General features: G+C 70.5%; 23 protein-coding genes. 17 read left to right on the top strand and 6 right to left on the bottom strand.

All coding sequences use genetic code 11. The features are described 5' to 3' along the window. The first annotated feature begins 8 nt into the window (after window positions 1–8). The gene (locus tag EFL95_RS13915) at window positions 9–1,457 is read left to right on the top strand and encodes a PAS domain-containing sensor histidine kinase (protein ID WP_123234514.1); all 1,449 of its coding nucleotides are present in this window, start codon (window positions 9–11) and stop codon (window positions 1,455–1,457) included. 28 nt (window positions 1,458–1,485) lie between these two features. Here EFL95_RS13915 and nucS read toward each other — a convergent pair whose 3' ends face one another. Both nucS and EFL95_RS13905 read right to left on the bottom strand, forming a co-directional pair. Continuing rightward, window positions 1,486–2,169 carry an endonuclease NucS gene (gene nucS, locus EFL95_RS13910; protein ID WP_123234513.1) on the bottom strand — a complete coding sequence of 228 codons (684 nt, stop codon included), beginning with the start codon at window positions 2,167–2,169 and terminating at the stop codon, window positions 1,486–1,488. An 18-nt stretch (window positions 2,170–2,187) separates the two neighbouring features. After that, the gene (locus tag EFL95_RS13905; protein ID WP_123234512.1) at window positions 2,188–2,715 is read right to left on the bottom strand and encodes an ester cyclase; all 528 of its coding nucleotides are present in this window, start codon (window positions 2,713–2,715) and stop codon (window positions 2,188–2,190) included. 24 nt (window positions 2,716–2,739) lie between these two features. Here EFL95_RS13905 and EFL95_RS13900 point away from each other — a divergent pair, with 24 nt between their 5' ends. Together EFL95_RS13900 and EFL95_RS13895 are read left to right on the top strand one after the other, a co-directional pair. Further along, window positions 2,740–3,576, top strand: a complete 837-nt coding sequence (locus EFL95_RS13900; protein ID WP_123234511.1) for an oxygenase MpaB family protein — start codon at window positions 2,740–2,742, stop codon at window positions 3,574–3,576. 58 nt (window positions 3,577–3,634) lie between these two features. Then, entirely contained in the window at window positions 3,635–4,855 is a 1,221-nt protein-coding gene (locus tag EFL95_RS13895) for a 3-hydroxyacyl-CoA dehydrogenase family protein (protein ID WP_123234510.1), read from the top strand. 83 nt (window positions 4,856–4,938) lie between these two features. On the opposite strand, the gene EFL95_RS13890 is transcribed toward EFL95_RS13895, so the two are convergent. Continuing rightward, window positions 4,939–6,372 carry an MFS transporter gene (locus tag EFL95_RS13890; protein ID WP_123234509.1) on the bottom strand — a complete coding sequence of 478 codons (1,434 nt, stop codon included), beginning with the start codon at window positions 6,370–6,372 and terminating at the stop codon, window positions 4,939–4,941. Between the two features lie 103 nt (window positions 6,373–6,475). Here EFL95_RS13890 and EFL95_RS13885 point away from each other — a divergent pair, with 103 nt between their 5' ends. Both EFL95_RS13885 and EFL95_RS13880 read left to right on the top strand, forming a co-directional pair. Next, the gene (locus tag EFL95_RS13885; protein WP_221176389.1) at window positions 6,476–7,285 is read left to right on the top strand and encodes an endo alpha-1,4 polygalactosaminidase; all 810 of its coding nucleotides are present in this window, start codon (window positions 6,476–6,478) and stop codon (window positions 7,283–7,285) included. Then, entirely contained in the window at window positions 7,276–8,070 is a 795-nt protein-coding gene (locus tag EFL95_RS13880) for an alpha/beta fold hydrolase (protein ID WP_123234507.1), read from the top strand. The genes EFL95_RS13885 and EFL95_RS13880 overlap by 10 nt, the downstream gene beginning before the upstream one ends. Before the next feature lie 3 nt (window positions 8,071–8,073). Here the strand turns inward: EFL95_RS13880 and EFL95_RS13875 are convergent, their stop codons facing one another. The 3 genes from EFL95_RS13875 to mce form a co-directional block, all read right to left on the bottom strand. Continuing rightward, window positions 8,074–9,396 carry a coiled-coil domain-containing protein gene (locus tag EFL95_RS13875; protein ID WP_123234506.1) on the bottom strand — a complete coding sequence of 441 codons (1,323 nt, stop codon included), beginning with the start codon at window positions 9,394–9,396 and terminating at the stop codon, window positions 8,074–8,076. Window positions 9,397–9,559: 163 nt separating this feature from the next. Further along, window positions 9,560–10,897, bottom strand: a complete 1,338-nt coding sequence (gene ccrA, locus EFL95_RS13870) for a crotonyl-CoA carboxylase/reductase (RefSeq protein WP_123234505.1) — start codon at window positions 10,895–10,897, stop codon at window positions 9,560–9,562. Window positions 10,898–11,093: 196 nt separating this feature from the next. Then, a complete protein-coding gene (mce, locus tag EFL95_RS13865) occupies window positions 11,094–11,555 on the bottom strand; it encodes a methylmalonyl-CoA epimerase (RefSeq protein WP_123234504.1) in 462 nt (153 codons plus the stop codon). 146 nt (window positions 11,556–11,701) lie between these two features. Here mce and EFL95_RS13860 point away from each other — a divergent pair, with 146 nt between their 5' ends. From EFL95_RS13860 to EFL95_RS13810, 12 genes are all read left to right on the top strand, one after another. Further along, on the top strand, window positions 11,702–12,886 hold the full coding sequence (locus EFL95_RS13860) for an acetyl-CoA C-acetyltransferase (protein ID WP_123234503.1): 1,185 nt from the start codon (window positions 11,702–11,704) through the stop codon (window positions 12,884–12,886). Then, window positions 12,887–13,849: a methylmalonyl Co-A mutase-associated GTPase MeaB gene (gene meaB / locus EFL95_RS13855; RefSeq protein WP_123234502.1), complete on the top strand. Its 963-nt coding sequence runs from the start codon at window positions 12,887–12,889 to the stop codon at window positions 13,847–13,849. It abuts the gene before it with no gap. Window positions 13,850–13,859: 10 nt separating this feature from the next. Further along, complete coding sequence (locus EFL95_RS13850; RefSeq protein ID WP_123234501.1) at window positions 13,860–14,666, top strand: SDR family NAD(P)-dependent oxidoreductase; 807 nt, start codon at window positions 13,860–13,862, stop codon at window positions 14,664–14,666. Next, window positions 14,663–15,148, top strand: coding sequence for a VOC family protein (locus EFL95_RS13845; RefSeq protein WP_221176388.1), 486 nt, complete (start codon window positions 14,663–14,665; stop codon window positions 15,146–15,148). The genes EFL95_RS13850 and EFL95_RS13845 overlap by 4 nt, the downstream gene beginning before the upstream one ends. Before the next feature lie 48 nt (window positions 15,149–15,196). Then, window positions 15,197–15,376 (top strand): hypothetical protein, encoded by a 180-nt coding sequence (locus EFL95_RS19260; RefSeq protein ID WP_148045053.1) that lies wholly within the window; start codon window positions 15,197–15,199, stop codon window positions 15,374–15,376. Window positions 15,377–15,389: 13 nt separating this feature from the next. Continuing rightward, the gene (locus tag EFL95_RS13840) at window positions 15,390–15,914 is read left to right on the top strand and encodes a PH domain-containing protein (protein WP_123234499.1); all 525 of its coding nucleotides are present in this window, start codon (window positions 15,390–15,392) and stop codon (window positions 15,912–15,914) included. Then, window positions 15,914–16,399 (top strand): MarR family winged helix-turn-helix transcriptional regulator, encoded by a 486-nt coding sequence (locus EFL95_RS13835; RefSeq protein ID WP_123234498.1) that lies wholly within the window; start codon window positions 15,914–15,916, stop codon window positions 16,397–16,399. Before EFL95_RS13840 ends, EFL95_RS13835 begins: the two co-directional genes overlap by 1 nt. 55 nt (window positions 16,400–16,454) lie before the next feature. Then, window positions 16,455–18,155, top strand: a complete 1,701-nt coding sequence (gene icmA, locus EFL95_RS13830) for a coenzyme B12-dependent isobutyryl-CoA mutase large subunit (RefSeq protein ID WP_123234985.1) — start codon at window positions 16,455–16,457, stop codon at window positions 18,153–18,155. Between the two features lie 19 nt (window positions 18,156–18,174). Further along, on the top strand, window positions 18,175–19,092 hold the full coding sequence (locus EFL95_RS13825) for a tetratricopeptide repeat protein (RefSeq protein WP_123234497.1): 918 nt from the start codon (window positions 18,175–18,177) through the stop codon (window positions 19,090–19,092). Window positions 19,093–19,296: 204 nt separating this feature from the next. After that, window positions 19,297–20,856: an MFS transporter gene (locus EFL95_RS13820; RefSeq protein ID WP_123234496.1), complete on the top strand. Its 1,560-nt coding sequence runs from the start codon at window positions 19,297–19,299 to the stop codon at window positions 20,854–20,856. Beyond that, a complete protein-coding gene (locus tag EFL95_RS13815) occupies window positions 20,857–23,019 on the top strand; it encodes a molybdopterin oxidoreductase family protein (RefSeq protein WP_281272216.1) in 2,163 nt (720 codons plus the stop codon). It abuts the gene before it with no gap. Then, window positions 23,016–24,563, top strand: a complete 1,548-nt coding sequence (locus tag EFL95_RS13810; protein ID WP_148045052.1) for an FAD-dependent oxidoreductase — start codon at window positions 23,016–23,018, stop codon at window positions 24,561–24,563. The genes EFL95_RS13815 and EFL95_RS13810 overlap by 4 nt, the downstream gene beginning before the upstream one ends. Window positions 24,564–24,573 lie beyond the last annotated feature (10 nt).

The following is a 24,573-nucleotide window of genomic DNA, read 5'->3' as shown; positions in this document are numbered from 1 at the left end:
GGAGTCTGATGAGCACGGACGCGGGGAGCAGAGGTCCGTCCGACCTCGGCGGGCTGCTGGATGCTGCCCCGGACGCGATCGTGGTCATCGACCGCTCCGGCACCATCGTGCTGGTCAACACCCAGACCGAGACCGTCTTCGGCTACGAGCGCTCCGAGCTGCTCGGCCAGAAGGTGGAGATGCTGGTTCCGGGGAACCTGCACGAGCTGCACCGCAAGCACCGATCCGAGTACGTCGAGGAGCCGCACGTGCGCTCCATGGGCTCGGGCCTCGACCTGCGGGCGCGTCGCAAGGACGGCTCGGAGTTCCCGGTCGAGATCTCGCTGGCACCGCTGGAGACCGAGGACGGGCTGCTGATCTCGGCCGCGGTCCGCGACGTCACCAACAAGCGGCGGGAGGAGCGGCTGTTCCGAGGCCTGCTCGAGGCCGCCCCGGACGCGATGGTCATCGTCGACAAGACCGGCACGATCATCCTGGTCAACGCCCAGGTCGAGAACCGCTTCGGCTACGAGCGCGGTGAGCTGATCGGGCAGTCGGTGGAGATGCTCGTGCCCGAGCGGTTCGCCGGCATGCACGTGGCCTTCCGGTCCGGGTACGTCGCCGGCCCCCGCACGCGGCCGATGGGCCTGGCCGGTGACCTCTACGCCCGCCGCAAGGACGGCTCGGAGTTCCCGGTCGAGATCTCGCTGGCGCCGCTGGAGACCGAGGAGGGCCTGCTGGTCTCGGCCGCGGTTCGCGACATCTCCGAGCGCCGCCGGATGCAGGAGGAGGCGGACCGGGTGAAGGACGAGTTCTTCGCCACCGTCTCCCACGAGCTGCGCACCCCGCTGACCTCGATGCTCGGCTACTCCGAGCTGATGGCCGACCTGGAGCAGCTCAGCCCGCAGGGACGCCGGTTCCTCTCGGTCATCAGCCGCAGCGCCGAGCGTGAGCTGCGCCTGGTGGACGACCTGCTCACGCTGGTGGCGATCGAGGAGAGCGGCCTGTCCATCCGGACCGCGCCGATCGACCTCGAGCCGGTGGTGCGCGACGCCGTCGAGGCCGCCCGCCCGCGGGCCGAGGAGGTCGACATCGACCTGACCCTGGAGATCCCCGGTTTCGTGGTCCAGGTGGACGCGGACCGGGACCGCGTCGGTCAGGCGATCGACAACCTGCTCTCGAACGCCCTGAAGTTCACCCCGTCCGGCGGCACCGTGCGGGTGCGGCTGCACGTCAACGAGCGCGCCGCCGAGATCGAGGTCGCCGACTCCGGCATGGGCATCGGGGACATCGACCCGAGCCGGATCTTCGAGCGGCTCTACCGCTCCGGTGCCGCGGTCGCCCAGCAGGTCCCGGGAGCCGGGCTCGGCCTGACCATCGCGCTGGCCATCGTCGAGGCCCACAACGGCACCATCGGCGTGGTGAAGTCCGACAACTCGGGGACGACCTTCCGGATGAGCTTCCCGCTGATCGGCTGAGTCGGGCTCGGAGCCCGGAGCCGACGACCTAGAAGAGGCGCTCCGTGGGGTCGTCCAGTCCGCGCAAGGCGTCGTAGTCCACCAACGCGCAGGCGATGCCCCGGTCCTCCGCGAGCACCCGCGCCTGGGGCTTGATCTCCTGGGCGGCGAAGATGCCGCGCACCGGTCCCTTGGTCGTCAGCAGCGGTTCGCGGTTGAGCAGCTCGAGGTAGCGGGTCAGCTGCTCGACGCCGTCGATCTCCCCGCGCCGCTTGATCTCGACCGCGACCGAGAAGCCGTCGGCGTCGCGGCACATCAGGTCCACCGGGCCGATCGCGGTCGGGTACTCCCGGCGTACCAGGGTCAGGCCGTCGGCGATGGTCGCCGGGTGGTCGGCGAGCAGCTCCTGGAGGTGCTTCTCGACGCCGTCCTTCTGCAGGCCCGGGTCGACGCCGAGGTCGTGGCTGGTGTCGTGCAGGATCTCCTCGATCAGGATCCGCAGGGTGTCGTCCGTCTTGCTGGTGACGACCCACTCCGCGCGGCCGTCGTCTGCGGTGCCCTCCTTGACCGTGCAGGGCGGGCTCATCCAGTTCAGCGGCTTGTAGGAGCCGCCGTCGGAGTGCACGAGCACCGAACCGTCGGCCTTGAGCATCAGCACCCGGGTCGCCATCGGCAGGTGGGCGGACAGGCGGCCGGCGTAGTCGACCTGGCAGCGGGCAACGACGAGTCTCACGCGAGGAACCTAACCGACTCAGGGACGGACGCGGCGCAGGAGGTCCTTGGCCACGGCGGTGCCGATCGTCACCGGGTGGTTCGCCAGGGTCGCCAGCCGCCCGCGCAGGGTCAGCGGGTCGTGGGCGATGCCGAGCTGGCGCAGGATCGTGGCCGAGTCGAAGTACGGCCGCTCGCAGACGATGCCGTCGCCCTCGTCGAACTCGAACACCGCCACGCAGCGGACCTCGAAGGCCCGCCCGGTGGCCGGCAGCCCGCGGAACGGACCGAGGTGGGTGCCGCGCAGCCAGAACTCGACCACCACCGAGGAGTCGCCGTGGTGCATCGCGATCAGCTCGTTGCGCTGGTCGGGGAAGGCGGTCCGGGACTCGCGGAAGTACTCCAGCACGCGCTCGGTGCCGTCGAAGACGTCCCCGGTCGGGACGATCTCGTAACGCGGGTGCGCGAACGTCCCCATCGTGACGTCGTACTCGTGGGTGTTCTCGGACTCCATGTGCTCGATCACCACGGCCTCGCGGCGGGCACGCAGTTCGGCGTCGGTACTCATGCGCGTCACGCTAGCCTCACCGGCATGCCCGTGGGAGAGTTCGACGACCTGGACACGACCCTGCTCGGCCAGGGCGCCTCCATCTTCACCGCGCTCTCGGGCACCGCGAACGTGGTGATGCAGCTGAGCCGCCCCGAGATCGGGTACGGCGTGAAGGACTCCCAGGTCACCGAGGGCAGCCTGTTCGGGAACCCGCGCCGGCGTCGACGGACCACGGTCGGGCTGCTGGCGGTCGCGGTTCTCGGCTCGCCGGCCGAGCGGGCGGCGTACCGGAACGCCGTGAACGCCTCGCACGCCAAGGTGCGCTCGGCGCCGGGGGAGCAGCCGGCGTACAGCGCCTTCGACCCCGAGCTGCAGCGCTGGGTCGGTGCCTGTATCTACAAGGGCTTCGAGGAGTCCCGGGAGTACACGTTCGGGCCGCTGCGCGGGGCCGAGCGCGAGGAGTTCTACCGCCAGGGCGTCATCTTCGGCGGGATGCTGCAGATGCCGGCTTCGCTCTGGCCGGCCGACCGGGACGCCTTCGAGACCTACTGGCGGGCCGGGCTCGCCCAGGCCCGCATCGACGACTCGGTACGCGAGTACCTGTTCCGGGTGATCCGGCTGGAGTACCTCGGGAGGCCGGTTCCCGCGCAGCTTCTGAAACTTCGCAGCTGGTTGGTGACCGGCTACCTGCCGGCCGAGCTGCGGACCCAGATGGGCCTGGAGTGGAGTCCCGCGCAGCAGCGCCGGTTCGTCCGTTTCAACCGGAATCTGGGGCGTGTGGTGCGCCGCCTGCCCGCCGAGCGCCGGCAGTGGCCGTTCACCCGCTCGATCAACGACATCCGGGCCCGGATGAGCGAGGGACGCGACCTGTTCGACTGAGGCGTTCGGTTGGTGAGACGCCCTACTCGCCAGTAGGTCCCGTGGCACGATTCTCCGCATGACTGACACCTCAGCCACCGCCATCCGCGACACCCTGGTTCTCCCGTACCTCAACCACGCCGTACGGATGTACGAGCAGAAGTACGCCTCCCGGGGCGACATCGACGCCGCCATGCGGTTCGGTTGCGGCTACCCGCGGGGTCCGCTGACCACGCTGGACGACCTCGGCCTGGACACCGTCCGCGACGCGCTCGCCGCGCGCTACGCCGAGACCGGTGACAACCTGCACAAGCCCGCCGACCTGCTCGAGGCGCTCGTCGCCGAGGGTCGCACCGGCAAGGCCGCCGGCCGCGGCTTCTACACCTACGCAGAGGGCGAGGTCGTCTCCGACGACGAGACCCCCTCGGCCGACGACCAGCCGAGCCTGCGCCACACGATCGGCAAGGTCGGCGTGGTCGGCACCGGCACCATGGCCGCCGGCATCGTCCAGGTCTTCGCCCAGAGCGGGTACGACGTCGTCTTCGTCGGCCGCACCGACGAGAAGGCCGCTGCCGTCATCGGCGGGATCACCAAGGCCCTGGACAAGTCGATCGAGCGCGGCAAGCTCGACGAGGAGGGCAAGACCAACATCCTCGACCGGGTGACCGCCTCCACCGAGCGCGAGGCCCTCGGTGACGTCGACATCGTCGTCGAGGCCATCGCCGAGGAGCTCGACATCAAGCTCGAGCTGTTCCGCGACCTCGACCGGATCTGCAAGCCGGGCGCGATCCTGGCGACCACCACCTCCTCGCTGCCGATCACCCAGCTCGCGAACGCGACCGGTCGCCCCGAGTCGGTCATCGGCATGCACTTCTTCAACCCGGCTCCGGTGATGAAGCTGGTCGAGGTCGTCACCACCGAGCTGACCGGCAAGGACGTCGACGAGACCACCAAGGCCCTGTGCGCGAGCGTCAGCAAGGTCGCGGTCTCCTGCAGCGACCGGGCCGGCTTCATCGTGAACGCGCTGCTGTTCCCGTACCTGAACGACGCCTGCACGCTGGCCGAGTCCGGCGTCGAGCTGACCGTGATCGACGACGCCATCAAGGCCGAGGCCGGCTTCCCGATGGGTCCGTTCCAGCTGCTCGACGTGGTCGGCAACGACGTCTCGCTGGCGATCCAGAAGGAGCTCTTCGCGGAGTTCAAGGAGCCGGGCTTCGCGCCGGCCGCCTCGCTGGAGAAGGTTGTCGCGGACGGCCACCTGGGTCGGAAGACCAAGAAGGGCTTCCACGACTACAGCTGATCACAGGAGCTCCGGCCCTCCCGCCGGATGCGCTCACCACGGAGCCGTCGCCCTCCCGGGCGGCGGCTCCGTCGCTGTTGCGGCTAGGCCGGCTCGGCGACCGCGGTGGCGTCGCCTGCGGGCTCCCGGTCACGCCGGAGCAGCAGCAGGCCGGTTCCGATCGCGCAGACGAGGGCGAAGATCGCCGCCGCGTCGAAGGCGTTGTGCATGCCGTCGACGAACGGGTTCTTGTCCGGGGCGAACGCGCTCCCGGCCGGGATGTAGGTACCGAGCCAGGCGATCCCCACGGCCACGCCGGTCTGCCGGAACGTGTCGCTGGCGCCCGAGGCCAGCCCGCTCTGCTCGGGCGGGAGCGCCTCCAGCGCCAGGGCGCTGCCCGAGGGGTTGACCAGGCCGCAGCCGACGCTGGCGATCAGCAGGCCGGGCAGGATGGCCGACCAACCGGAGTCGACCTCGGTGTTCAGGCCCATCACCCAGACGCCGGCGGCGATGAAGACCAGGCCGATGGTCGCCAGGATCGCCGGCTTGACCCGCGTCAGCAGGCCGGCGGAGGCGCCGGAGACCACGAAGACCAGGAACGTGCCCGGGAGGTAGGCCAGACCGGTGCGGATCGGCGACAGGCCGACGACCTGCTGGAGGTAGAGCGTGGCGTAGAGGAAGCCGGCGAAGAAGGTCGCCGAGATCCCGACGACGACCACCTGGGGTCCGGTGAACCTCGCCTGCCGGAACAGGGTGAGCGGCAGCATTGGCTCCTGGGAGAGGTGCTCGATCACGCCGAAGCCGACCAGGAACACGCCGGCGCCGACCAGCGAGGCGATGACCTTGGTGCTGTCCCAGCCGTCCTCGTTGCCGCGGAGGAGTGCGAAGACCAGCAGGAACATGCCGCCGATCAGCGCGATCTGGCCGGGGATGTCGACCTTGCGGGCGTTCGGGTCGCTGCTCTCGTGCACCCTGCGCGAGAGCAGCAGGCACACGATGCCGATCGGGACGTTGATCCAGAAGATCGCCCGCCAGCTGACCCACTCCGTCAGGGTGCCGCCGATGAACGGGCCGACCGCGAAGGAGGCGCCGATCGCGGCCCCGAAGATGCCGAGCGCCTTGGCGCGGGACTCCGGCGTCGGGGTGACCTCCGAGATCAGCGCGAGAGCGGTGGCGAACAGCACGGCGGCGCCGAGGCCCTGCACCGCGCGGGCGGTGACCAGGGTCGAGATCCCCGGGGCAGCCGCGCAGAGCGCCGAGGCCGCCGTGAAGACCACCATGCCCTGGAGGAACAGCTTCTTGCGCCCGAACCGGTCGGCGATCGACCCTGCGGTGAGCACGACCGCCGCCAGCGGCAGGGTGTAGGCGTCGATCACCCACTGGAGGCCGGACAGACCGGTGTCCAGGCCGTGCGAGATGTCGTTGAGCGCGGTGTTCACCACGCTGATGTCGAGCATGAGCATCACGGTCGCGATGCAGGCCACCGCGATGCTGGTGCCGGCGCCCTGGGTGCGCTCGGTCTCGGGAGTGCTGGTCATGGACTCATGCTGGTGGAGGGCACCGACAACCGGCAATGGCCTCTCCGGGGCGGGCCAGACCGCTCACGCGTAGGGTCGAGGTGCCGATGGGAGGGCCGTGAGCGTGCGCAGGGACCGAGACCTGATCCGGGCGAGGATGACCAGGGCGCTGCTGGTGCTGGGCGCTGCCCTCACCGTGCTGCTGGTGGCGCTGAACGCTCCGCCCTCGTCGGGTGCTGCGATCACGCCTCTTCCGACCGGCACCCAGGCGGACTACCAGCTCGGCGGCGCCCGCTCGGTCCCGACCTCGGTCGGCATCGTCGTCCGGGACCGTCGCGACCGTCCGGCACCGCGGCGCTACAACGTCTGCTACCTCAACGGTTTCCAGACCCAGCCCGACGAGAGCGCGTTCTGGAAGAAGCACTGGGGTCTGGTCCTGAAGAAGGACGGCAGGCCGGTGCTCGACGAGGCCTGGGGTGAGTGGCTGCTGGACACCAGCACGCAGGCGAAGCGGGCCGCGATCGCCGAGATCGTCGGGCAGTGGATCTCCGGCTGCGCGCGGTGGGGCTTCGACGGGGTCGAGTTCGACAACCTGGACTCCTTCAGCCGCAGCCACCACCTGCTCACCGGCGCGGACAACAAGGCGATGGCTCGTGCCCTGGTGGTCCGGGCCCATCGCGCAGGCCTGGCCGCGGGGCAGAAGAACTGGTCGGAGTGGGACGGACGCTCGGTCGGCTACGACTTCGCGATCGCGGAGGAGTGCGGGCGCTGGCACGAGTGCGGCTCCTACGTCGCCCACTACGGCAGCCGCGTCATCGACGTCGAGTACCGCGACGCCGACCTGCGTACCGCCTGTGCCGGTTGGGCTGGCAAGATCGCGATCGTGCGTCGCGACCTAGACCTCAGCCCGACCGGGGTGCGCCGGTGGTGCTGACCGACCTGCACACCACGGCGTACGGCGAGTCCGGCAGCCGGGTGCTGTTCCTGCACGGGCTCTTCGGCCAGGGGCGCAACTGGACCCAGATCGCCAAGGCGCTGGCCGACCGTCCCGGGAAGGAGCACCGCGTCACCCTCGTCGATCTGCCCGACCACGGCCGCTCCGCGTGGCTGGAGGAGTTCGACCTGCTGGCCGTCGCCGACCGGGTCGCGGGCCTGGTCACCGCCGAGGACCCGGTCGCGCTGGTCGGCCACTCCCTGGGCGGCAAGGTCGCGATGGCGCTCGCGCTGCGCCACCCCGACCTGGTCGAGAGGCTCTGCGTGGTCGACATCTCCCCGGTCGACTACGCCCACCTCAGCGAGTTCTCCGGCTACATCGAGGCGATGCGAGGGCTCGACCTGGACTCCCTGACGCAACGCGCCGACGCAGAAGCAGCACTGGCCGAGGAGGTGCCGAACCCGGTCGTGCGCTCGTTCCTGCTGCAGAACCTGCGCCGCGAGGGCAACGACGACTGGCGCTGGCAGCCGAACCTGGAGGGCCTCCGCCGCTCACTGCCGAAGATCAAGTCCTGGCCGGCCGAAGCCCTGGGCGAGGCCCGGTACGACGGTCCGGTGCTCTGGATCGGCGGGGAGACCTCGAGCTACATCACCGACGAGTACGCGCCCGCGATGGACGCTCTCTTCCCGCATAACCGCCGGGTCACCATCAAGGGTGCCGGGCACTGGGTGCACTCGGAGAAGCCCGAGGTGTTCCTCGAGGTGCTGCGGCGGTTCGTCGGCTGAGGACTACTCGGACGCGGGTGCGTCCTCGTCCTCGTCGCCGAAGCCCTTCACCACGTCGCGCAGCGCGCCGAGCTGGGCCACGATCGCGTCGCGCCGCTTGGAGACCCGGTCGACCTCGGCCTTGATCGCGGCGAGCTCACGCTCGGCGTCCGCGTGCCCGGTGGTACGCAGGCTCTCGGCCTCCTTCTTGGCCGAGTGCACCAGCTGCTCGGACTCGCGGCGCGCCTTGGACAGCAGCGCCTCGGAGTCGGCGTGGGTCTGCTCGCGGTGCTGGTTCGCGGCGTTGATCGCCTCGCGCGAGCGGTCCTCGGCGGCGTTCGCCCGGGCCTCGGCCTCGGACACCATCCGGGAGGTCTCCGCGGTGGCGGACGCGTGGTGCTCGGCAGCCTCGCGGACCAACCGCTCGCGCTCGACGGCGAGCACCCGGCGGGCCTCGGTGACCTCACGGTCGACCGCGGCGCGCTGCTGCTCGACGTCGCGGGCGGTGCTGGTGCGCAGCGAGGTGGTCTCCTGGTCGGCGGCCAGCTTGAGCTGGTCGGCCTCGCGCTTCGCAGCGGCCAGGTGGTCGTCGGCGTCGGCCTTCAAGCGGCGGCGCTCGGCGTCGATCTCGGCCATCGTGCGGGTGCGCAGGTCGTCGAGCTCGCCGAGCTGGACCACACGCATGTCGTCGGCGTCGCTCTCGGCGGCGGCGCGGATCGCGGCGGCGTCGCGCTCGGCCTGGGCCAGCACCTGGTCAGCCTGCGCGCCGGCTTCGGCCAGCACGTCCTCGGCCTGCTCCTCGGCGAGCCGCAGCAGCTCGGAGGCACGACCGCCGAGACCGGCGTACGAGGGGGCTTCGACCTCGTCGACCTTCTCGCGCAGCTTGGCGTTCTCCGCCTGGAGCGCGCGCAGCTTGTCCTGGGACTCGTTCAGGCTGGCGATCAGACCGGCCTTCTCGGCCGAGGTGGTGCGCAGGTGCCGGTCGACTGCGTCCTTGTCGTACCCGCCGCGGCGCACCAGCGGCAGGGCCGCGGCGCTCGTCGAGGCGGCCTTCGGGGGGACCAGCGGTGCGTTCGCGCTGCGCGGGACGGCAGTGGCGATCGGGGGCTGGTCGGGCGTGACGACCTTCGCCGCGACCGGCTCAGCGTGCTTGGGGGCCGCCGGAGCTGCGGGCGCGGCCGGGGCGGCCTGAGCGGCCTTCGGCTCGTCCTGCTGCGGGGTCTGCTGGGCCGGCACCGCGGCCGCGGCCGGCTTCTCGTCGTCGGCCTCGACCCGGGGGATCACCTGGGTGGGCTCGTCGTCCTCGGCGGTCTCCTCGAAGATCGACAGGCCTCGGTCGTCAGTCATGGTTTCCCTCACGGTCGGCGGTGTGCATCGTCTCGTCCCCTGCGAGTCAGTCTCCACGAAGGGGCCGGGATTCCCAAGCGGAGCAGGGTCCCGATATGCCGAACGGGCCTGATCCCCCTGTATTACTGGGAAATCAGGCCCGTTCTGGGCGTTCAGCGGGAGATCAGACCCCGCGGAACAGGTTGATCTTGTCGAGGTGCTTCTCGCGGAGCTCGGCGTTCTTCACGCCCAGTCCCTCCTCGGGGGCCAGGCAGAGGACGCCGACCTTGCCCTGGTGCTTGTTGTGGTGCACGTCGAGCGCGGCCTGGCCGGTCTCCTCGAGCGTGTAGGTGCGCGACAGGGTCGGGTGGATCTTGCCCTGGGCGATGAGGCGGTTGGCCTCCCACGACTCGCGGTAGTTGGCGAAGTGGCTGGAAATGATCCGCTTGAGGTTCATCCACAGGTAGCGGTTGTCGTACTCGTGCATGTAGCCCGAGGTCGACGCACAGGTGGTGATGGTGCCGCCCTTGCGGGTGACGTACACGCTCGCGCCGAAGGTCTCGCGGCCCGGGTGCTCGAAGACGATGTCGATGTCCTCGCCGCCGGTGAGCTCGCGGATGGCCTTGCCGAAGCGCTGCCACTCCTTCGGGTTCTGCTGGGTGCCCTCGTCGTTCCAGAACTTCGGGGCCAGCTCGGAGCGATTGATCACGTGCTCGGCGCCCATGTTGCGCACGATCTGGGCCTTCTCCTCGTTGGAGACCACGCAGATCGGGTTCGCGCCGCCGTTGAGGGCGTACTGGGTGGCGAAGCCGCCGAGGCCGCCGGAGGCGCCCCAGATCAGCACGTTGTCACCCTGCTTCATGTTGCCGCCGTTGGAGGAGACCAGCTGGCGGTAGGCGGTGCAGTTCACCAGACCCGGCGACGCAGCCTCTTCCCAGGTGAGGTGCTCGGGCTTCGGCATCAGCTGGTTGGCCTTGACCATCGCCACGTCGGCCAGGCCGCCGAAGTTGGTCTCGAAGCCCCAGATGCGCTGGGACGGGTCCATCATCGTGTCGTTGTGACCGTCGGGGGCCTCGAGCTCGACCGAGAGGCAGTGCGCGACGACGCGGTCGCCGGCCTTCCACTTGGTCACCCCCGGACCGACGGCCAGCACGACGCCGGCCAGGTCGGAGCCGACGATGTGGTACGGCAGGTTGTGCCGGGCGCCGAAGGACGACTCGCGGCCGTAGCGCTCCAGGAAGCCGAAGGTCGAGACCGGCTCGAAGATCGAGGTCCACACGGTGTTGTAGTTGATGGCAGAGGCCATCACGGCGACGAACGCCTCGCCCGGGCCGAGCTCGGGCATCGGGACCTCGTCGAGGTGCAGGGACTTGCGGGGGTCCTTGTCCCGCGAGGCCTGGCCCTCGAACATGTCGACCTCGTCCTTGTGGACCGTCATGGCCCGGTAGGACTCGGGGAGGGCGAGAGCGGCGAAATCCTCGGACGAGGCTTCCGCGGTGATCGCGTCGAGAATGTGCTGCACGTCAGGGGCTCCTGATCTTCAAAGGGGTCGAGCTGACCGCCCGATGTTACCCGTGAGTTACCGGCCTTGGTGGCCGGTGAGACTGACGTCTCACGGCGTGCGGTTTCACGTCTTGCCTAGAGAAACCGGCAGAACGACCCAAAGCATCGGGTCGTTCTGCCGGTTTCACGTCCTGCCTAGGGAATCCGCGAGCCTGTCAGTGGGCGTCAGCGGCCGGCTCGACGAGCTCGACCAGCACGCCGCCGGCGTCCTTGGGGTGCACGAAGTTGATCCGGCTGTTCGCCGTACCGCGCTTCGGGGCGTCGTAGAGCAGCCGCAGACCGCGGTCGCGCAGGACCTGGGAGACGGCCTCCACGTCGGTGACCCGGAAGGCGAGCTGCTGCAGGCCCGGGCCGTTGCGGTCGATGAACTTGGCGATCGTGGACTCGTCGTTGAGCGGGGCGAGCAGCTGGATGCGCTGGGTGGTGGAGTCACCGCCCTCGGCGTTGATCTGCATCATCGCCTCCTCGACCTTCTGCTCCTCGTTGACCTCCCGGTGGGCCACGGTCATGCCGTAGGCGCTGGTGTACAGCGCGATCGCCGCGTCCAGGTCCGGTACGGCGACGCCGACGTGGTCGATGCAGACGAAGAGGTGCTCGGGAATCTCCACAGAGGTCATGGGGTGAATGATCGCTCACCGGGGTGTGACAACGGCGACACGGTTCGGGGAGCGAGACCCCTCCCGGGAACGCATACCGGTGGGTAGTGTCGGGTTGACCCCTTTTACGACCGGGGTTCCACTTTCACGTCTGCAGGAGGACCTCCATGTCCGTCAATGTCATCGTCGCCGGCGCCCGTACGCCGATCGGCCGCCTCCAGGGCGGGCTGGCCTCGCTCTCCGCTGCGGAGCTGGGCGCGATCGCCATCAAGGGCGCGCTGGAGAAGTCCGGCGTGACCGGTGACCAGGTCGACTACGTGATCATGGGCCAGGTCATCCTGGCCGGCGCGGGTCAGAACCCGGCGCGGATGGCGAGCGTGGGTGCCGGGATCCCGATGAGCGTCCCCACCATCACCATCAACAAGGTCTGCCTCTCGGGTCTGAACTCGATCGCGCAGGCGTCGATGATGATCACCGCCGGCGAGGCCGAGATCGTGGTCGCCGGTGGCATGGAGTCGATGACCCAGGCGCCGCACCTGCTCCCGAACTCGCGCGCCGGCTTCAAGTTCGGCGACGTGACCCTGGTCGACTCGATGGCCTACGACGCCCTCTACGACCAGTTCACCAAGCAGGCGATGATCAACCTCACCGACTCCTGCAACGCGGCGAAGGACAACTTCACCCGCGAGGAGCAGGACGCGTTCGCGGCCCAGTCGCACCAGCGCGCGGCTGCCGCCCAGAAGAACGGCGTCTTCGACGACGAGATCGTCCCGGTCACCATCTCCTCGCGTCGCGGCGACGTCGTCGTCAGCGAGGACGAGGGCGTTCGTGGCGACACCACCGCCGAGTCCCTCGCGGGTCTGCGGCCGGTGAGCAAGGACGGCACGATCACCGCCGGCTCGGCGTCGCAGATCTCCGACGGCGCCGCCGCTGTCGTCGTGATGAGCAAGGCCAAGGCCGAGGAGCTCGGTCTGGAGTGGCTCGCCGAGATCGGTGCCCACGGCCAGACCGCCGGTCCGGACTCGAGCCTGCAGCTGCAGCCGGCCGCCTCGACTGCCAAGGCGCTCGCCAAGGAGGGCATCACCGCTGCCGACCTCGACCTGGTCGAGTTCAACGAGGCCTTCGCCGCGGTCGGCATCGCCTCGGCCCGCGAGCTCGGGCTGTCCGAGGACATCGTCAACGTCAACGGCGGCGCGATCGCCCTGGGTCACCCCGTCGGCATGTCCGGCACCCGCGTGGTCCTGCACCTCGCGATGGAGCTCAAGCGTCGTGGTGGTGGCGTCGGTGCCGCCGCCCTGTGCGGTGGCGGCGGCCAGGGCGACGCCCTGATCGTGCGCGTGCCGAAGGCGTAAGTGAGTCGTAGAACCACACAGGACGTCCCCGGACTGGTCGAGAAGGCCAGGTCCGGGGACGCTCGTTCTGTCGCCCGGTTGATCTCGCTGGTCGAGGACGCCTCCCCGGCGCTGCGCGAGGTGATGGCGCTGCTGGCCCCGCTGGCCGGGGGCGCGCACGTCGTCGGCATCACCGGGGCACCGGGCGTCGGCAAGTCGACCTCGACCAACGCGCTCGTGACCGCGCTGCGCAAGCGCGGCAAGCGGGTCGGCGTGCTGGCCGTGGACCCGTCCTCACCCTTCTCCGGGGGAGCCCTGCTCGGCGACCGGATCCGGATGCAGGACCACGCCCTGGACCCCGAGGTCTACATCCGCTCGATGGCCTCCCGCGGTCACCTCGGCGGCCTGTCCTGGGCGGCGCCGCAGGCCCTGCGCGTGCTGGACGCGGCCGGCTGCGACGTGATCCTGGTCGAGACCGTCGGCGTGGGGCAGAGCGAGGTCGAGATCGCCGCGATGGCCGACAGCACCCTGGTGCTCCTCGCGCCCGGGATGGGCGACGGCATCCAGGCCGCCAAGGCGGGGATCCTGGAGATCGGCGACCTGTACGTCATCAACAAGGCCGACCGCGACGGCGCCGACCAGGTGCGTCGCGAGCTGCGCTCGATGCTGGGTCTTGCCGAGCGTCCCGAGGGCGCCTGGAACCCGCAGATCATCAAGACGGTCGCGATGACCGGCGAGGGCGTCGACGAGGTCGTCGCCGCACTCGACGCCCACCTCGAGCACCTGACCGGCTCCGGCGAGCTGGAGCGCCGCCGGGTGCGCCGGGCGCGGGAGGAGATCGAGGCGATCGCGGTCACCTCGCTGCGCGAGCGCTGGGGGGACGTGCACGCGCGCACCGAGCTCGACGTGCTCGCCGAGAAGGTGGTGGCCGGTACGGCGGATCCGTACACCGCGGCCGACGAGCTGTTGGAGAGCTACTCATGAGGCGGTGCCGATGAGAATTGTCGTGACGGGCACCGGACCCGGGTCGATCGGGCTGGCCACCGCCGAGGCGCTGACCGCTGCCGGGCACGAAGTGGGGACCAGCACGCGCGTGAACATGGACCTGACCGACCGCGCGTCGGTCGAGGCGTTCGCCGCTCGGGTTCTCGACACCGGCCCGATCGACGTCCTGATCAACAACGCGGGCGTGCACCTCGACCTCCGCAACACCTGGAAGCAGCCGCAGGTCGTGGACGGTCACGAGGTGCACTGGCGGACCAACTACCTCGGCACGGTGCAGCTCACCCGCGCGCTGTTGCCCGCGCTGCTCGAGCGGGCAGCGGAAACCGGCGAGGCCCGGGTCGTCCACGTGGTCTCGAAGCTGCACGCCCGCGGCCGCAACGACGCGTTCTTCTCCGACTTCGGGGACACGTACAGCTCCTGGGACGCCTACGGCACCTCGAAGCTCGGCCTGGTGCACGACGCCGCGTCGCTGGCCGAGCGGTACGGCGACGTCGGCCTGCGTGCCTACTCGCTGCACCCCGGCGCGGTCGCTACCGGCATCTCCGCGAGGGGGATGGAGAGCAGCCCGGTGCTCAAGCGGCTGCACGCGCTGGCTGCACCGCTGGAGAAGGTGTTCCTGAAGTCCCCGGAGACCGGTGCCCGCACCAGCGTGCACTGCGCCACTGCCCCGGATGCGGTCTCCGGCTACTACGACCAGGAGCGGCTGAAGGAACCGGCGCGCCAGGCTGGTGACCTCGAGGCCCGTGCGGCACTCTGGGCGCGCACCGAGGAATGGCTGAACGGAGAGGCACCATGACCATCGCGAAGGGTCCGGTCACCCAGATCTGCTGGGTCACCGAGGACGTCGCCGCCACCGAGGAGTACCTGTCGGCGCACTTCGAGGTCGGCCCGTGGACCCGGCTGCCGGACATCCACTTCGACCCCGAGAACTGCCTGCTGCGCGAGCAGCCGGCCGACTTCGTCGTGCACGTCTCGCTGGCCTACGCCGGCGACCTGCAGCTGGAGATCATCCAGCCGGTCAGCGGCGACTCGATCTACGCCGACTTCCTGAAGACCAACCAGCCCGGCTTGCACCACCTGTGCTTCGAGGTCGACGACATGGACGTCGCCCTGGCCACGGCGGCCGCGGACGGGGTCGAGGTGGCCCAGCGGGGCTCGATGATGGGCGGCGAGATGCGGTTCGCCTATCTCGACGGCGCGCACGTGGGCGTCCCGTACATCGAGCTCGCCTGGCTCGGCGACGGCATGAAAGCGTTCTACGAATCACTTCCCCGCTAGGGGCGCGCCTACCGCACCTCGGCGCGACCTGTTGGTACAAACAGGGTCATGACAGGCGCGTTGAAGAAGGGCATGGTCCTTCTGGTGGTGGTCTTCGTGGGCTACTACATGTTCAGCGATCCCAACGGCCTGGCGCAGACCACCAAGGACGGCGGCGCGGCCCTCTGGAAGGCGCTCACCTCGCTGTTCGGCGCGCTGATCGACTTCATCAACGCCATCAAGTCCTAGGCGGTCGGCTTCGATGGCCGTCCTGCCGCGCTTCCTCACCGATCCGCAGATCGGCCGGCACCTGCTGCGCGACGAGGGCGAGGTCATCGTCGACGAGGTCGGCAAGCACTGGGTCGTCTACGTCGTGCCGGTCCTGATCGCGGCGGCCGGCCTGGTGTTCCTGATCGGCTCGGCCGTGTGGTCGATCACCTGGGCCTGGTTCCCGATGCTGCTCGGCCTCGGCCTGCTCACCTGGGCCGGCTGGAAGGCGCTGAGCGCGAACCTGGATCGGTTCGTGATCACGAACATGCGGGTCTTCCGGGTGCACGGCGTGCTCGCCCGGTCGCTGGCCACGATGCCGCTCGGCCGGATCCTCGACATCACCGTGGTCAAGCCGATGACCGGTCGCATCCTTGGCTACGGGCACTTCACCTTCGAGTCCGCGGCCCAGGACCAGGGTCTGCGCGACATCCGCTTCGTCGGCCGCCCGGACGAGCGCGACCTCTCGATCCAGCGGGTCGTGCAGCGCTCGGGTCTGCGTGGCCCGAAGGTCAACTGATGCTCGACTTCGACCCGATCGACGAGGCCGCCCGGCAGTGGGGTCTGCGCTGGGAGGGGGTGCCGCAGATGCACGCGGTCACCTCGCTGATGCGGGTGCACCAGCTGGTGCTGGCGCGGCTCGACGCGATCCTCAAGCCGCACGGGCTGACCTTCCCGCGCTACGAGGCTCTGGTGCTGCTCACCTTCTCCTCGGCCGGCTCGCTGCCGCTGGGCAAGATGGGGGAGCGGCTCCAGGTGCACCCGACCTCGATCACCTCGATCATCGACCGCTTGGAGCGGGCCGGGCTCGTCGAGCGCCGGCGGCACCCGGTCGACGGCCGGGCGGTGCTCGCCGCCATCACGGAACAGGGCCGGGCACTCGTCGAGGTAGCGACCGCGGACCTGGTGTCGGCGGAGTTCGGCCTGGGGATGTTCGACGAGGAACGGCTGCAGCAACTCTCCGAATTGCTGCGCCCCGTGCGCCAGGCTGCAGGAGACTTCTGACGCCTGGTTTGGGCTAGATAGTTGGATGTCCTACTATTTCTCCATGGAGTCGTCGATGTCGCAGCAGGACAACAGCAACGCCCGCGAGCGCTGGCAGCAGCGCTACGACGCCTCGCGGCTGCGCGACGCCGACTTCACCACCCTCTCGGGCATGGAGGTCGACCCGGCGTACGGCACCGACGAGTCGGAGTGGCCGGGCGAGTTCCCGTTCACCCGTGGCCTGTACGCCGCCGGGCAGCGCGGCCGCACCTGGACGATTCGGCAGTTCGCCGGCTTCGGCAACGCCAAGCAGACCAACGAGCGCTACAAGATGATCCTGGGTCGCGGCGGCGGCGGCCTCTCGGTCGCCTTCGACATGCCGACCCTGATGGGGCGTGACTCCGACGACGCCCGCGCTCTCGGCGAGGTCGGGCACTGCGGCGTCGCGATCGACTCCGCCGCCGACATGGACGTGCTCTTCGACGGGATCCCGCTGGGGGAGACCACCACCTCGATGACGATCAGCGGGCCCGCCGTACCGGTGTTCTGCATGTACCTGGTCGCGGCCGAGCGCCAGGGTGTCGACATCGGCACCCTCAACGGCACCCTGCAGACCGACATCTTCAAGGAGTACATCGCCCAGAAGGAGTGGATCTTCGGGCCCGAGCCGCACCTGCGGCTGATCGGCGACCTGATGGAGTACTGCGCCGAGAACATCCCGGCGTACAAGCCGCTCTCGGTCTCCGGCTACCACATCCGGGAGGCCGGTTCGACGGCCGCGCAGGAGCTCGCCTTCACGCTCGCCGACGGCTTCGGGTACGTCGAGCTCGGGCTCTCCCGCGGTCTGGACGTCGACGTGTTCGGTCCCGGCCTGAGCTTCTTCTTCGACAGCCACCTGGACTTCTTCGAGGAGATCGCCAAGTTCCGCGCCGCCCGTCGCATCTGGGCGCGCTGGATGCGCGACGTCTACGGCGCCAAGACCGAGAAGGCGCAGTGGATGCGGTTCCACACCCAGACCGCGGGTGTCTCGCTGACCGCCCAGCAGCCGTACAACAACGTGGTGCGCACGGCCATCGAGGCGCTCGCCGGCGTCCTCGGCGGGACGAACTCGCTGCACACCAATGCGCTCGACGAGACGCTCGCCCTGCCGAGCGAGCAGGCCGCGGAGATCGCGCTGCGCACCCAGCAGGTGATCATGGAGGAGACCGGCGTCATCAACGTCGCCGACCCGCTCGGCGGCTCCTGGTACGTCGAGGCGCTGACGGACAAGATCGAGGCCGAGGCCAACAAGATCTTCGAGAAGATCCTCTCCCTCGGCGGCTCGAACCTCGCCGCCACCGACTACGAGGGCCTGGCCGAGGCGACCGCCGCCGGGGAGAACCCGGTGACCAAGGGGCTGCTGCGGGGCATCGAGGACGGCTGGTTCACCTCCGAGATCGCCGAGGCGGCGTTCGTCTACCAGAAGGCACTGGAGAAGGGCGACAAGAAGGTCGTCGGGGTGAACACCCACCTGGACTCGGTCAGCACCGATCTGGAGATCCTGCGGGTCTCCCACGAGGTCGAGGTCGAGCAGGTCCGCGAGCTGCGGACGCGCAAGGACGGCCGCGACGCTGCGGCCGTCGAGGCGGCGATCGCCCGGATGGTCGAGATCTCCCGCACCGAGGGCAACATGATCCCGGCGATGCTGGACGCGGTACGCGCCGAGGCGTCGCTGAGCGAGATCTGCGACGCGCTGCGCGCGGAGTGGGGGGAGTACCGGGAGCCCGCGCGCTTCTGACGTTCGGCACAATGGGCCCATGACGCAGCAGCCCTTCTCCCGTCCTGGTGCCGTCGACCTCTCCGGCTTGCAGGGCGTGCCCGCGGCCGGTGCCGGTGGTGCCGGGGTCAGCGGTGCCTACACGGTCGGCGTGACCGAGCAGAACTTCCAGTCCGTGCTGGAGAGCTCGATGAGCGCCGCGGTGCTGCTGGTCTTCTACTCCTCGACGCGCTCGCCGGAGAGCGTCCAGCTCGCCGACGACCTGCAGCTGCTCTCCAACGAGTTCGAGGGCCGGTTCCTGCTGGGCCGGGTCGACATCGAGACGGCGCCGCAGATCGCCCAGGCGATGCAGATCCCGTCGGTCCCGCTGGTGGTGCTGGTCGCCCAGGGCCGACCGGCCCCGCTGCTGCAGGACGCGGTGCCGCTGTCGGAGCTGCGCGCCGCGATCACCCAGGTGCTCCAGCAGCTGACGACCTCAGGGTTCGCAGGCCGGCACCAGCCGCGCGCCGGCAGCGAGGTCGACGAGGAGACCGGCGAGGAGATCGTCGACCCGCGCTACGTCCCGGCCCAGGACGCCCTCGAGCGCGGCGACATCGACGCGGCCGTCGCCGAGTACCAGAAGCTGGTCGACGCGAACCCGGCCGACGTCGAGGCCTCCGCCGGTCTGGCGATGGCCCAGCTCCTCAAGCGCACCGAGGGCGTGGACCTGAACCAGGCGCGCGAGGCGGCCGGGTCCAACCCGGACGACGTCGCCGCGCAGACGATGGTGGCCGACCTGGACCTGCTCGGCGGCCACGTCGAGGACGCGTTCCTCCGGCTGATCAACCTGGTCGGGCGCACCGAGGGTGACGACCGCGACGCGGCCCGTACCCACCTGATCGGCCTCTTCGGCGCCGTCGGCAACGAGGACCCCCGGGTCCAGCGCGCCCGCCGGGACCTCGCCTCCGCGCTGTTCTGATCCCCTCCTGGCCGTGGGTCCCGTTTCGGGCGCCTCACGGTCGGCGGCCGCCCACGTGAGGTGACTCACGGTCCTCACAGTCCCTCCTGCACGCGTGCGAGGAACTGGTTACGTCAGCGTCAACGCAGGCGTGATCGTCGCGAAACATCCCGGTGACACCTTCGGGTCACGATCCACCCGGATCTCCTACCCGAAGGAGCCGCGATGTCCGCGACCGAGACCCCGACAGCCGCCGTAGCGGCAGCTGCCCCGATCGCCCCTGCTCCGCGCAGCGGCTGGATCGACCACTGGGAGCCCGAGGACCCCGCGTTCTGGGAAGCGACCGGGCGCACGACCGCGCGCCGCAACCTGATCTTCTCGATCCTCGCCGAGCACCTCGGCTTCTCGGTCTGGCTGCTGTGGAGCGTGAGCGCAGCGCTGCTCGCCAAGGCCGGCTTCGGGTTCACGCCGCAGCAGCTGTTCTGGCTGGTCGCCGTCCCGAACCTGGTCGGCTCGCTGCTCCGGCTGCCGTACACCTTCGCGGTGCCGAAGTTCGGCGGCCGCAACTGGACGGTCGTCTCGGCGTTGCTGCTGCTGATCCCGACCGGGCTGTTCTCCTACTTCGTGCAGCGCCCGGACACGCCGTACTGGGTGTTCGTGGTGATCGCGGCGACCGCCGGTGTCGGTGGCGGCAACTTCGCCTCCTCGATGGCGAGCATCAACTTCTTCTTCCCGGCCGACAAGAAGGGCGCGGCCCTCGGGCTGAACGCCGCGGGCGGCAACGCCGGCGTCGCGGTGATCCAGTTCTTCCTGCCGATCATCGTCGGCGGCGCCGGCGCCTTCGGCCTGGTCAAGGCCAGCGAGAGCGGCCTGGTGCTCCAGCGGGCCGGCTACCTGTACGCCGCTCTGGCGGTGCTGGCCGCGGTGTGCGCCTTCGCGTTCATGAACAACCTGCGGGCGGCGTACTCGCGGCCGCGTGAGCAGCTCGCCGTGGTGCGCTACCAGCACACCTGGATCATGGCGTTCCTCTACATCGGCACGTTCGGCTCGTTCATCGGCTTCTCGGCGGCGATGCCGCTGCTGATCAAGATCAACTTCTTCCGCTCGCCGATCCCGACCGCCTCGATCGGCATCAACTTCGCCTACTACGCCTTCCTGGGTGCGCTGGTCGGCTCGGTCGCCCGTCCGTTCGGCGGCTGGCTGGCCGACAAGTACGGCGGTGCGCGGGTCACGTTCGGTGCGTTCGCAGCGATGATCCTCGGCACCCTGGGCGTGCTGTTCTCGCTGACCCGCCTGGACACCGTGCCCACGCCGGACCCGGCCAAGCTGGCGGCCTGGGCGAAGGACCCGTCCTCGTTCCCGGGCTTCGCGCCCGCCGTGGTGCACGCGGTCAACCACAACAGCGACATCTTCCCGTGGTTCCTGGCCTGCTTCCTCTTCGTCTTCGCGGCGACCGGCATCGGCAACGGGTCGGCGTACCGGATGATCCCGGCGATCTGGAAGTCCTACGCGGCCTCGGCCGGACCGGTCGGCTCGACCCAGCGCCAGGACGCCGAGGCCAAGGCCACGAAGGAGGCTTCCGCGGTGCTCGGCATCGTCGGCGCGGTCGGAGCGCTGGGCGGCTTCCTGATCCCGATCACGTTCTCGTCCCCGTGGGTCTCCGACCCGGTCGCGGCCACGCACAGCGCGTTCATCATCTTCACCGCGTTCTACCTGGTCTGCCTCGTCGTCACCTGGGCCGTCTACCTGCGCAAGGGCGCGCCGATGGCGAAGGCCGGTGTCTGAGTGACCCCAGAAAAGGCAACACAGTCGCACTGCCCGTACTGCGCCCTGCAGTGCGCGATGACGCTGACTCCCTCCCCGGCACCCGACGCCGGGGAGGGGGTCAGCGTCGCCCCGCGCGCGTTCCCGACCAGCAAGGGCGGGCTGTGCCACAAGGGCTGGACCAGCGGGTCGGTGCTCCGGGCCCCCGACCGGATCACCGAGCCGCTGGTCCGCAACGCCGCCGGCGACCTGGAGCCGACCACCTGGGAGCACGCGCTCTCGATGATCGCCGGCACCGTCCGGTCGATCCAGGCCGAGCACGGGCGCGACGCGATCGGCGTGTTCGGCGGCGGCGGGCTGACCAACGAGAAGGCCTACCAGCTCGGCAAGTTCACCCGGACCGTGCTGCGCACCAAGCACATCGACTACAACGGCCGGTTCTGCATGTCCTCGGCCGCGGCGGCGAGCAACCGCGCGTTCGGCATCGACCGTGGCATGCCGTTCCGGCTCGACGACCTCGCCGGCACCGGCGCCGTGCTGCTGCTGGGCAGCAACGTCGCGGACACGATGCCACCGTTCGTGCAGCACCTCGCCGGGGTCCGCGAGCGGGGCGGCCTGATCGTGGTCGACCCGCGTCGGTCCGCGACCGCCGCACTCACCGACCCGGTCGCGGCCGGGGAGGGTGGCCTGCACCTGCAGCCGTTGCCCGGGACCGACCAGACCCTGCTGCTGGGGCTGCTGCACCTCGTCGTCGCCGACGGCCTGACCGACGAGGAGTACCTCGCCGCGCGGACCACCGGCTGGGACGAGGTGCGGCGCTCGGTCTCCCTGTGGTGGCCGTCCCGGGTCGCCGCGACCACCGGAGTGCCGGAGGAGCAGCTGCGGCGGACCGCGGCACTGCTCGCCGCCGCCTCGCCGTCGCGTGGCGGCCGCGGCGCGATGATCCTGTCCGGCCGCGGGTCCGAGCAGCACACCGACGGCACCGACACCGTCACCGCTGCGATCAACCTGGCCCTGGCGCTCGGCCTGCCCGGACGCCCGGCCAGCGGGTACGGGTGCCTGACAGGTCAGGGCAATGGCCAGGGTGGCCGCGAGCACGGCCAGAAGGCCGACCAGCTGCCGGGTTACCGGATGATCGACGACCCGGCCGCGCGGGCCCACGTCGCCGGTGTCTGGGGTGTTGACCCCGACAGCCTGCCCGGCAAGGGCGTGCCCGCGGTCCAGCTGCTCGGCAAGCTCGGCGGCGAGGTGAAGGCGCTGTTCGTGCACGGGGCCAACGTGCTGGTCAGCGCCCCCGACGCGACCGCGGTGCGCAGGCGGCTGGAGCAGCTGGACCTGCTCGTCGTCTGCGACTTCGTGCCCAGCGAGACCGCGCTGCTCGCCGACGTCGTCCTCCCGGTCACCCAGTGGGCCGAGGAGGAGGGCACCATGACGAACCTCGAGGGCCGGGTGCTGCGGCGGCGCAAGGCGATCGACCCTCCGGGGCAGGCGCGCAGCGAGCTGGAGATCCTCGCCGACCTCGCGCGCGCACTCGGGTCCCAGGTGCACTTCGACACCGAGCCGTCGCTGGTCTTCGACGAGCTCGCCCGGGCCAGCGCCGGCGGCAAGGCCGACTACTCCGGTCTCTCGCACGCGGTGCTCGACGCCGAGGATTCGACGCGCGGTCACTACTGGCCGGCGCCGGCCGGGTCGGGAGGCACCCCGCGGCTCTTCGCCCGCCGGTTCGCGCACCCCGACGGCCGCGCCCGGATGGTCGCGGTCTCGCCGGGAGCCCCCGAGGACGACCTGCGCCGTGACGCCCCGGTCTACCTGGTCACCGGTCGCGTGCTCGCCCAGTACCAGTCCGGGGCGCAGACCCGCCGCGTCGAGGCGCTCAACGCAGTCGCCCCGGCGGCGTTCGTCGAGCTGCACCCGCACCTGGCGCGGCTGCACCAGATCGACGACGGCGATGACGTGGCGGTGACCTCGGTGCGGGGGACCGCGATCGCTCGCGCCCGGATCACCGGCACGATCCGGCCGGACACCGTCTTCATGCCGTTCCACTGGCCCGGCGACGGGATGGCGAACGCCGTCACCAACGACGCCACCGACCCGGTCTCCGGGATGCCCGAGTTCAAGGTCTGCGCGGTCTCCATCGCCCGCGCCGATCTGTTCGTCCCTGCTCAAGTGGAGGTGCTCGTGTGACCGGGTTTCGACAAGCTCAACCAACACGGACCGAGAAGGTGGTCGTCGTCGGTGCCGGCATGGTCGGACACCGCTTCGTCGACGAGCTGGTCCGCGGTGACGTCGCCGGACGGTTCGAGATCGAGCTGGTGGGGGCCGAGGAGTACGAGCCCTACAACCGGATCCTGCTCTCCGAGGTCCTCGCCGGGCGGGCCGACCTGCGGGCGCTCGGACTGCCGCTGCCTCCGCAGGAGCGCGTCACCTTCTGGCGGGGCGTGGCCGCCGACTCGATCGACCCCGCGTCGCGCCAGGTGCTGCTCTCCGACGGCAGCAGGCGCGACTACGACCACCTGGTCCTCGCCACCGGAGCCCGCGCCTTCGTACCGCCGCTGCCCGGCCTCGAGAGCGCGCCGAAGCACGTGCACGTGCTCCGCACCCTCGACGACACCCGCAACATCGCCGCCCGGGCGATGAACGCCAAGCACGCCGTGGTGCTCGGCGGTGGACTCCTCGGCCTGGAGGCCGCCTGCGGACTGCGCCGTCGCGGTGTCCCGGTCACGGTCGTCGACCTGGACACCCACCTGATGGCCACCCAGCTCGACCAGGCGCCCGCGCGGATGCTCGCCGCCCAGCTGCGCAGCCTCGGGGTCGACGTGGTCACCGGCACCAGCGTCGTCGAGGTGATCAGCGCGTACGACGAGATCGTGGCCGTCCGGCTGACCGACGAGCGGCTGCTCGCCGCCGACCTGATGCTGGTCTCCTGCGGCATCCGTGCCGAGAGCGCGCTGGCCGCGGATGCCGGGATCACCGTCGAGCGCGGGATCGTCGTCGACGAGGACCTGCGTACCTCGCAGGACCGCGTCTACGCGATCGGCGACTGCGCGCAGCCTCCGTCCGGGACGACCGGGCTGCTGGCGCCCGGGTGGCGCCAGGCCGAGCAGCTGGTCGCCTCGTTCCTCGGGCGCGACGAGCTCGATCCGTCGGGCGTCGGCGACGAGCGGCCGGAGCCGGTGAAGCTCAAGGCGGCCGGCGTCGACCTGGTCACCATGGGCGTGCGCGCCTCGCAGGCCTGCGACCACGACCGGGTGCTCTCGGTCAGCGACGGGGGAGCCCGCCGCCACGTCGACCTCGTCGTCCGTGACGGTGAGCTCGTCGGGGTCACCGTCCTCGGCTTCCCCGAGGTCTCGGCGGCCCTGACGCTGGCCTACGACCGCCGTACGCCGCTGCCCGCCGACCCGCTGGCGCTGCTGGTGCCGGGCGGTTCCTCGGGTGCGGTCGAGGAGACCCCGTCACCCATGCGGATGCCCGGCTCGACCACGGTCTGCCGGTGCACCGGGGTCACCAAGAAGCAGATCGTGACGGCCTGGGAGCAGGGCGCAGCGACCGTCGACGCCGTTGCCGGAGCGACCCGCGCCACCACCGGGTGCGGCGGCTGCAAGGAGGTCGTCTGCGGGCTCGTCGACTGGCTCAACGCCAGCGATCCCGGGACCGCTGCCGAGTCTGACTCCGGGCCAGTTAGCACGGCTGTAACAGAGCGAAACATCCCCGTACGAACTACTACCTAAGGTGCCTGAC

The sequence above is a fragment of the Nocardioides marmorisolisilvae genome (assembly GCF_003725775.1).
GTDB lineage: Bacteria > Actinomycetota > Actinomycetes > Propionibacteriales > Nocardioidaceae > Marmoricola > Marmoricola marmorisolisilvae.
Note: the sequence above shows the minus strand (reverse complement) of the source record. Positions and strands in the feature narration are given on the sequence as shown.

Coding starts and splice junctions, on each gene's coding strand:
- EFL95_RS13875 (WP_123234506.1), bottom strand. CDS start 9,396: ATGACTGACGACCGAGGCCTGTCGATCTTCGAGGAGACCGCCGAGGAC.
- EFL95_RS13840 (WP_123234499.1), top strand. CDS start 15,390: ATGGCCGTCCTGCCGCGCTTCCTCACCGATCCGCAGATCGGCCGGCAC.
- EFL95_RS13825 (WP_123234497.1), top strand. CDS start 18,175: ATGACGCAGCAGCCCTTCTCCCGTCCTGGTGCCGTCGACCTCTCCGGC.
- mce (WP_123234504.1), bottom strand. CDS start 11,555: ATGACCTCTGTGGAGATTCCCGAGCACCTCTTCGTCTGCATCGACCAC.
- EFL95_RS19260 (WP_148045053.1), top strand. CDS start 15,197: ATGACAGGCGCGTTGAAGAAGGGCATGGTCCTTCTGGTGGTGGTCTTC.
- EFL95_RS13835 (WP_123234498.1), top strand. CDS start 15,914: ATGCTCGACTTCGACCCGATCGACGAGGCCGCCCGGCAGTGGGGTCTG.
- EFL95_RS13845 (WP_221176388.1), top strand. CDS start 14,663: ATGACCATCGCGAAGGGTCCGGTCACCCAGATCTGCTGGGTCACCGAG.
- EFL95_RS13860 (WP_123234503.1), top strand. CDS start 11,702: ATGTCCGTCAATGTCATCGTCGCCGGCGCCCGTACGCCGATCGGCCGC.
- EFL95_RS13820 (WP_123234496.1), top strand. CDS start 19,297: ATGTCCGCGACCGAGACCCCGACAGCCGCCGTAGCGGCAGCTGCCCCG.
- EFL95_RS13890 (WP_123234509.1), bottom strand. CDS start 6,372: ATGACCAGCACTCCCGAGACCGAGCGCACCCAGGGCGCCGGCACCAGC.
- EFL95_RS13850 (WP_123234501.1), top strand. CDS start 13,860: ATGAGAATTGTCGTGACGGGCACCGGACCCGGGTCGATCGGGCTGGCC.
- EFL95_RS13895 (WP_123234510.1), top strand. CDS start 3,635: ATGACTGACACCTCAGCCACCGCCATCCGCGACACCCTGGTTCTCCCG.
- EFL95_RS13900 (WP_123234511.1), top strand. CDS start 2,740: ATGCCCGTGGGAGAGTTCGACGACCTGGACACGACCCTGCTCGGCCAG.
- icmA (WP_123234985.1), top strand. CDS start 16,455: ATGTCGCAGCAGGACAACAGCAACGCCCGCGAGCGCTGGCAGCAGCGC.
- EFL95_RS13915 (WP_123234514.1), top strand. CDS start 9: ATGAGCACGGACGCGGGGAGCAGAGGTCCGTCCGACCTCGGCGGGCTG.
- EFL95_RS13905 (WP_123234512.1), bottom strand. CDS start 2,715: ATGAGTACCGACGCCGAACTGCGTGCCCGCCGCGAGGCCGTGGTGATC.